Genomic DNA, 8682 nt, shown 5'->3' on the forward strand with positions numbered 1-8682 from the left:
AGAAATTGGAGTTTTTTTTTGTGGTATAAGCTTTTAATATTATTCTTTACGTTCTAAAAGCGCCATGTAAAAGCCATCAAACCCTGACTCTGACGCTAGGATTTTATGATCTTTAACGAAAGTAAATTGTTTTCCAATTTCGGTAGTTAAAAAACGTTTCACTTGATCTTGGTTTTCAGATGGTAAAATAGAGCAAGTTGCATAAACTAATTTCCCTCCTGGTTTCACAATTTTTGAATAACTTTCTAAAACTTCAGATTGTACTTTACGAATATTATCAATGAACTCTGGTTTCAATTTCCATTTAGCATCAGGGTTTCTTTTTAAAACTCCTAAACCACTACATGGAGCATCAATCAAAACTCTATCTGCTCTTTCGTGTAATTTTTTTATAACTTTAGTAGAGTCTATGATGCGATACTCAATATTAAAAGCACCATCTCTTTTGGCTCTAATTTTTAATTGCTTTAATTTACTTTCATATAAATCCATTGCAATTAATTGTCCTTTATTTTCCATCAAAGAGGCGATGTGAAGTGTTTTTCCACCTGCACCTGCACAGGTATCAACTACTCTCATTCCTGGTTTTACATCCAAAAATGCTGCAACTAGTTGAGAATTTGCATCTTGTACCTCAAAAAAACCTTGCTTAAAAGCATCTGTCAAAAATACATTGGCTCTTTCTTTTAAAACAAGTGCATCTGGTTGATCTTTAAGTGTATCTGTTTCAATGTTTAAATCCATTAAAATAGCACGCAAAGCTTCACGGGTTGTTTTTAAGGTGTTTACTCTAAGGATAACTTTCGCAGGTTGGTTTTGAGCAGTGATTTCTTTTGACCAAACTTTTTCTCCAAGTTCACTTACACCTAGCTCATCCATCCAATCAGGTATAGATTCTTTCAGAGCTCTTACTTTTGACAGTTCATCAAAACGACCTTTTATTTTTCGTTCAGGAGTACCTTCAAGCTGGCGCCAATCAGGGATTGGGTAGCCTCTTAAAACGGCCCATACAGAGAACATTCTCCATAAATTATCTCTATCGTAAGGCTCTTTAACCTCTGCTATTTCAGAGTATAATCGTTTCCAGCGCACAATTTCATAAATGGTTTCGGCTACAAACTTCCTGTCTGAACTTCCCCAACGTTTGTCTTTTTTTAAGGATCGTGCTACTACTTTATCGGCATATTCGCCTTCATTAAAAATAGCATTTAAAGCATCTATTGTTGTGTAAACTAAATTTCTGTGTAATCTCATTTTAAATAATTGAGGTGCAAAGGTACTATTAATTGATTTGAATGTTAAATTTTAGTACTGAATGTTGTTTAAAAAATTTTCATAAAAAAAGCACTGTATTGCTACAATGCTTTTTTTAAAGGATTCTTAATTTATTTTACTCGCGTGAGCCCTATGTTTTCTGGTGCATGAAGTACCATTGGGAATTTTTCAATTTTAACAGAACTACTGTCTAAGCCAAAAGCGCGTTCTTCTGAAAGACTTAGTTTTTTGATAAAAAAGTATGAATTCATGATTAATTTTTCATGCCATCTTAAATCACTATCGTTAGAAAGGAATTTTTCGGATAATACGAATTTAAAATCTCCTATAATATTGTTTTTGTTTAGAGATTCGTACCTACTCGTGATATCTACTTCACCCTTCTTAACCATGTCTCTAATAACTTCGCGGAACATGAGATTGATTTTAGTAGGTTCTCTAAAACCAAGGTTAAAGTCTACTCGATATAAATCGTCTTTTACAATTTCGGTAACTTTGTATTCGGTTTTGTAAGGTTCTGTAAGAATATTGACATGAACAAACCAATATATGTCAGCTCTTTTAGGTCTTTTTTGTAAGATAGAATACATTACTTTTTCCTCTATTTCATCAACTCGTCCAGCGTTAGTCATGTAAACTAAATGTGTTGCATATTTTGGTATTGATAAATCGGCACTTAATTCAACAAGTACTTTCTTGTAATCTTCAATTTTAACCAGTTTGGTGTAACTTTTATTTATTTTCTTAGCCAAATACCAAATTGTCATTACTGATATTAATGCTATAGCTATAAAAAGTGTTACGTAACCACCTTCGGCAAATTTGGTAATATTAGCAGCTAAGAAACTGAATTCGATTACTAAATAAATGGTGATTAAGGGAACTATAAAATATAATTTTACCCTTTTCATAATCAAGTAGTAATTCAATAGAATGGTGGTCATGATCATACATAGAATAATAGCTAGTCCGTAAGCATGCTCCATGTTGCTAGATTCTTCAAAATGCAATACAATACCAACGCATCCTATAAATAACAACCAGTTAATTGACGGAATGTACAATTGTCCTTTTAATTCTGTAGGATATTTGATTTTTACTTTTGGCCAGAAATTAAGTCTCATTGCTTCATTTATTAAGGTAAATGAACCACTAATCAAAGCTTGAGATGCAATAACAGCAGCAAGTGTAGCTATTACAATCCCTATAGGTTGAAACCAATCTGGCATGATTAAGTAAAACGGATTCCCATTTTTTCCACCAATACTTTGTAAAGTTTCGCCCTCATGTTGTAATAAGTAAGCAGCTTGTCCAAAATAATTTAGTACCAATGCTAGTTTTACAAAAACCCAACTAATTCGGATATTTTTACGACCACAGTGTCCCATATCAGAATATAATGCCTCAGCACCAGTAGTACATAAGAAAACAAAACCAAGTACAAAAAATCCTTCAGGATGAATGGATAATAAGTGGTATGCATAATACGGGTTTACAGCTTTTAATACTTCGGTATTTTGAGTAATTTGAGAAATCCCCAAAATAGCTAGCATTCCAAACCAAATAAGCATCATTGGCGCAAAGAATTTCCCAACTAATTTTGTTCCAAATTGTTGTATCATGAACAAAATGAATAAAATAGTAATAACTATTGGGATTGTATTGATTTCAGGATAATAGGTTCTTATACCCTCAACGGCTGAAGAAACTGATATGGGAGGTGTAATGATACCATCTGCTAGTAAAGCACTTCCTCCAATTATTGCTGGAACGATTAACCATTGAATTTTAGTTTTCTTAACCAATGCGTACAGTGCAAAAATTCCTCCTTCACCATGATTGTCTGCGCTAAGTGTGATAATCACATATTTAATGGTTGTTTGTAGCGTAAGAGTCCAAAAAACACAGGAGATACCTCCCAAAACGATATCTGATACTATTAAATGAGTGCCAAGTATGGCTTTCATCACATACAAAGGTGAGGTTCCTATATCTCCGTAAATGATTCCTAATGAAATTAATAACCCGCCTAATGTCCATTTAGTATGGAGGTCTTTGTGTGAAGCGTTCATGAAATTTTTTTTTAAAAACGTTTCAAATTTACACTTTTATAATATATTAGGTGCTTTTTGTGTAAAAAAAAACACGACTAAAATTGTCGTGTTTTTCAAGTATTTTAATCAAATCTAAGATCTTCTATTTTCTGATCGTTCAGAATTTCCTCTTTGATTGCTATTTCCTCTTGTTTCAGATCCTCTACCAGAATTACCCCTAGAACTTGATTCTTGTCTTTGAGGTGTAGCTTGTGGTGCTGAACTAGATCTGTTTTGCGAATAATCTCTCGGTGAACTTTCTCTTCTTGATGGTATACTGTTTTCAGAATTTGATCTACTTTGAGTTGTTGCAGTTTGGTTTTCGCTTCTTTGCATAACTCTTTCGTTACTTGTATTGCCTCTATTTTGAGAGTAGCTTCTATCAGATCGCCCGTTAGCAGTGGTTGTCTCTCCACTAGTTCTTGTGCTATATCTGTTGTTTTCAGTTCTTGTTGGTATTGGATTTGAATTGTTGCTATTTTCTGTGCGAGATCTTCCTTGTGATTCATATCTACCAGAAGTACTGTTTTGTGCCGTACGGTTTTCTCTGCTACTATTTGTAGAGTATCTATTAGCATCATTGGTGGTGCGTCTACCATAAGTGTTTTCTACTCTTGAGCTTGTTCTTCTTTGGTCTAGTTCATATCGGTTTGATACAGCCACATTACGTCTTGAAAAAGCATAGTTTGGATATTGTCTTTCATACCCATTAGAGCGTCTTGAGTTATAAAGAACAACCGCTCTACTGCTTGTTCTATAATTTACATAATTGTAACTGTTATAGCTATTTAAACAAATTGAAATATTATTTCTATATCTAAACACAGGGAAAGGATTCCAAGTATAGTAGTACGATGGGTAATATCCCCAGTTCCATCTAGAAGTATAGGCACGGTAGGAAGGTCTCCAGAATGATGCGTAAATTACAGGAGTAGTATAGTAAACTGGCTCATAAATATAATTATCACCATACATGTAAACATCCCCTATTACTTGTACCTGAACTTTATTGTTTCTATCTCTTTCAACATCAATTGTAGCTACATCTTGGTATACATCTCTGTCTAGCACAGCTTGAACAACAATTAGGTGTGTGTTGCTCTCTACCGATTCTACAACTCTTAAATAATCAACTTGATTGTCGTTGTTTAAATCTAGATTAGATATCTGAGCTTTCGGGTCGTTTAATCTTCTTTCAAAATCATCAAGATCTCTGGAATCACCAAAAATGGAAGCTATTGCTCTCAAATCTAGATTATCGCTTATTTCAGAATTCATGGCGTTTACTGATGTTCTATCTTGTGCCTGAGAAGTTGTGACTAATAAGGTAGTCATAACACTGAATAGGAGTAGTTTAGTTTTCATATATAATGGAATTAGTTTCACATTTATGTAGTAACCAATTACTATGCCAGTTTTTTTTTAGACTGTAACTCTAGATTTTTATTTGTACTTTGGCCTAAAATAAATAGTATATGAATTACCGTTTTTCCTTTATTTTATGGGTTCTTTTTATCGTTTCTTGTAAAAGTCAAGTTAATGCTAATAAAACGGGGATGGAAAGCTCTGTTTTTAAGAATGTAAGTATTGATACCTTATTTGAAGATAAAATTAGCATTCGATCTTTAGTGATTGATGGAACTAAAATTTGGTATGTGGCTGATAAAAATCGGTATGGCTGCTTTGATTTGATAACAAATAAAAAAACTGAAAACAAAATTGTTAAGGATACATTGCAATTAGAATTTAGAAGTAATGCACAAACTAGAGATTATGTTTATGTTTTAAGTGTGTCAAATCCTGCTTTGTTATATCAAATTTCAAAAAAAGATTTAACTACTAAATTGGTCTATCAAGAAAATCATGAGAAGGTTTTTTTTGATAGTATGCAATTTTGGAATAATAAAGAAGGTATAGCCATGGGTGACCCTGTTTCTACTGGTTTAAATGTTATCATTACTCGTGATGGCGGAGCTTCATGGAAAAAAGTTCCTGACATACTCATGCCTACAACAAGTGCAGGAGAGGCTGCTTTTGCAGCAAGCAACACTAATATTGTATTAAAAGGTTCTTCTACTTGGATTGTCTCTGGTGGAGTTAAGTCAAGAGTTTTTTATTCGCCAAATAAAGGAAAGTCTTGGACAGTTTATGAAACGCCTATCGTACAAGGTAAAAGTATGACAGGAATATTTACTGCTGATTTTTACAATGATAAAATAGGGTTTATTACAGGAGGTGATTATGAAAATAGAGATCAAAATCATTCAAATAAAGCCATAACTGTTGATGGAGGAAAAACTTGGAAACTAGTAGCTGAGAATATGGCTTTTGGTTATGCATCTTGTGTGCAATATGTGCCCAAGAGTAAAGGGAAAGGTATTGTTACGGTGGGTTACTCTGGAATGTTTTATTCTGGGGATGGTGGCGTTTCTTGGAAACAATTAGCAACAGATTCAAAACTGAATACCATTCGCTTTATTAATGCAACTACGGCTATTGCAGCGGGCCAAAATAAAATGATTCGGTTACGATTTAATTAAAAAAAACTACCCTCAGTATCCTAGACACTGAGGGTAGTTCTTGAATTAATAAAAAAGGAAATTAATTTTTTTGTCCGTTATTGCGGTATTGTTGGAGTAATTTTTTATTGAAATCTTCTTCGGCCTTTTTTAATTTTACAATCTTTACAGCTGGTAAAAACGTTCTTAAATTTTGTAAAAAACGTTTACGAACATAAAATAGTTCCTCTTCAGTACCTTCAATTTGAGCTAAAAATAGTTTGGCCTCTTTTTCGTTAATTTTATCTAAGGAGCCATCACTCATTCGTTTTACATAAGACTTCATTTTTTGATGTCTTAAATCAAATTGTTTGTCATCATAAGTATTATAAACAGGCCAAAATTTTTCGGCCTCTGCTGTTGTAAATCCTATTTCAGTGGTAAAAAAAGCAGCTTTCAAAACTTTTATTTGCTCTCTTTTTTCTTTCATGCTTTCGCCCTGAGCGTAAAAATTAAAAGAAACAAATAATAAAGCAAGGAGTATTATTTTTGAATTATTCATTGTATTTTTTTTAAATCTATTATTCTAAAATTAAATTTTCTAGGTTGGTATTTGTTGAAAAATGTTCTTCAATTGTCTCATCTTTCAGGGCAATTGGAGTTTTCATATTTTCAATTTCTTCATAATTCAAACCATTAATTAAATCGTATTGATTTACATTTGTTTGATAAGTAATATAATTTTCTAATGCAGCTGTTTCTAGCTCATTTTCTTTATTGTTTTGTTGTTGTACCACTAAAGGAACCATCAGCGCTAAAACTAATACGGCAGCTACAGCAGAGAATATTAAAGTTTTCTTTCGTTGAAAAATAGAAATAACGGGTGGTTCATTTTGCTCTACTTGCTGCATCATCTTTGCAGAAAAAGTGTCAAAATAATGATCTGGAACTTTAAATCCAGTATCTATTTTTGGTTCGTTATCTAATTTAAATGTCTTCATAATAGTGTTTAGACAATGTTATTACTAAAAGGTTTAAGTGGAAGAAACAAAAGCTTCAATTTTTTTTACGGCTAGGTGATAGGAGGCTTTTAACCCGCCTACTGTGGTGCCTAAAATTTCTGATATTTCTTCATATTTAAGTTCTTGAAAGTATTTCATTTTAAAAACCAGTTGCTGTTTCTCTGGTAGTAACGCAATTGCGCGTTGTAGCTTTAATTGCATTTCATTTCCATCAAAAAATACATCGGCTTCTAGATTATCGAGTGTTTTATTTTGCAAAGCCTCAGATGAGATATTATTAGCACGGGCTTTTTGTTTTAAGAAAGTCAAGGCCTCATTTGTAGCAATACGGTACATCCAAGAAAAAAGTTTGCTATCTCCTTTAAAACTTTTAAGATGTTGAAAAATTTTAATGAAACAATTTTGCAAAACATCATCTGTATCATCGTGATTTAAAACAATGGTGCGGATATGGTTATACAATGGTTTTTGATATTCCAATAACAACCTCTGAAACGCTTGATTTTGCGTTTTGGGGTTTAATAATTGGTTTATAAATTCCTGTTCTTCCTGCACAATGTTTTTTTAGTTTAAGATGATTTTTGAATAATAAGGTTTAATACCAAAAGGTGTTTTTTTAAAATTCAGAATCTTCTTCTTTGATTTCTGTTGGAGTTGGTTGATTGCCAGGAGCTGCTGGAGTAGCAGTCGTAGATTTAACAGGAGCGGTTACAGGAATCACTTTTGGCGGAAGCGGCACATAAACCTCAGTTTCCCATTTTGATGGGTTTTTTACGTCTGATTTATTAATTTTAAAAACTTCTAAATGGCTAAAATTAGGACTTACAACAACCTTATTTTTAGCTATGTACGCATTAGATTGTTGAATAGCCTTGCTTATGTGAGTATAATCGCCTGTTAAATTTGTTTTTATGGCTTCAAATGGCTCTAATGTACCTGATAAAATATCACTACCTGAGCTAGTCAAAATTCGGTTTTTAGTAGGAATACAAAAAGAAATTTGTGCTAATCCTGTTGTTGCATTGTAATTGTGAAACAATAAAAATGGTTTGCCATTTGTTTCAACGCCGTTATTGGAACAAAAAGCAGTTAATTTATTAAATACGATATTAGCATTTTTAGAAACGCTAGTAAGCTTGCTTGTAAAGGTTTGTTTTAAGTAATTTGTTCCTGATTTTGTGGTTAGGCCAATGACTTTTATATTGAAAGTATTGGTTTCAAAAACCAATGTTTTTTCGAGTTTCTCTAAACTTTTTTCGTAAACGCGACCCATTATTTTATCAATCCCACCTTGCATTGCAGCCATTACTTTCATGGTAAAGCTCATTTTTCCTTGAGATTTCCAAGTCACTTTAGTCCCATTTAAAGTATCTTTAAAACGCAATACTACTGATGATTCACTGCCATCAAAATCCATTTTTTGTGAAATACTATCGTTTTCTTGTGATGAAAGTGTTGCAATTGATCCCGAATTTGTTTGGTTATCCCAAGTCATTGTAGCTCCGTTGCCTATTGATTTTTCTGAAAAAGAAAGGTTTGAAGCTGCATCTTTAGATATCCAGGTTGCAAAATCTTCCCAGTTTCTTAAATCATTAACAAATTGGTATACAGTATTCTTAGGCGCTTTAATAATATGACTTCTTTCTACAGTGAAATCTCCTTTTTGAGTGGCAATAAATATAGTCAAAGCCACAAGGCTTAGTAGAAGTAGAAGGAAAATATATTTTAAAATTCGCATAACGGGTTGGTTTCTTGATTTTGTAAAGTTATAGATTTTATTTAAAAGTTTTTCAA

8 protein-coding genes are annotated in these 8682 nt (G+C 32.7%); 1 reads left to right on the forward strand and 7 read right to left on the reverse strand.

Annotation, left to right across the window (positions count from 1 at the left end; translation table 11 throughout):
* Positions 1-39: 39 nt before the first annotated feature.
* The 3 genes from DNC80_RS14440 to DNC80_RS14450 all read right to left on the reverse strand — a co-directional run bounded on the left by DNC80_RS14440 (position 40) and on the right by DNC80_RS14450 (position 4733).
* On the reverse strand, positions 40-1254 hold the full coding sequence (locus tag DNC80_RS14440) for an RsmB/NOP family class I SAM-dependent RNA methyltransferase (protein WP_158729461.1): 1215 nt from the start codon (positions 1252-1254) through the stop codon (positions 40-42).
* Positions 1255-1385: 131 nt separating this feature from the next.
* Entirely contained in the window at positions 1386-3347 is a 1962-nt protein-coding gene (locus DNC80_RS14445) for a KUP/HAK/KT family potassium transporter (protein ID WP_144892612.1), read from the reverse strand.
* 114 nt (positions 3348-3461) lie between these two features.
* Positions 3462-4733, reverse strand: coding sequence for a hypothetical protein (locus tag DNC80_RS14450; protein WP_182651818.1), 1272 nt, complete (start codon positions 4731-4733; stop codon positions 3462-3464).
* A 110-nt stretch (positions 4734-4843) separates the two neighbouring features.
* Between DNC80_RS14450 and DNC80_RS14455 the strand changes: the two genes are divergently transcribed.
* The gene (locus tag DNC80_RS14455; RefSeq protein WP_182651819.1) at positions 4844-5908 is read left to right on the forward strand and encodes an oxidoreductase; all 1065 of its coding nucleotides are present in this window, start codon (positions 4844-4846) and stop codon (positions 5906-5908) included.
* Between the two features lie 61 nt (positions 5909-5969).
* Here DNC80_RS14455 and DNC80_RS14460 read toward each other — a convergent pair whose 3' ends face one another.
* The 4 genes from DNC80_RS14460 to DNC80_RS14475 form a co-directional block, all read right to left on the reverse strand.
* Positions 5970-6428: a sensor of ECF-type sigma factor gene (locus DNC80_RS14460; RefSeq protein WP_182651820.1), complete on the reverse strand. Its 459-nt coding sequence runs from the start codon at positions 6426-6428 to the stop codon at positions 5970-5972.
* Positions 6429-6447: 19 nt separating this feature from the next.
* Entirely contained in the window at positions 6448-6867 is a 420-nt protein-coding gene (locus DNC80_RS14465) for a hypothetical protein (protein ID WP_182651821.1), read from the reverse strand.
* Between the two features lie 33 nt (positions 6868-6900).
* Positions 6901-7443 (reverse strand): RNA polymerase sigma factor, encoded by a 543-nt coding sequence (locus tag DNC80_RS14470; RefSeq protein ID WP_182651822.1) that lies wholly within the window; start codon positions 7441-7443, stop codon positions 6901-6903.
* A 61-nt stretch (positions 7444-7504) separates the two neighbouring features.
* The coding region (locus DNC80_RS14475) for an SRPBCC family protein (RefSeq protein ID WP_255493260.1) at positions 7505-8682 on the reverse strand (1178 nt) is incomplete at its 5' end.

This window comes from Flavobacterium sp. SOK18b, from assembly GCF_014156605.1.
In the GTDB taxonomy this organism is placed as follows: Bacteria; Bacteroidota; Bacteroidia; order Flavobacteriales; family Flavobacteriaceae; genus Flavobacterium; species Flavobacterium tiangeerense.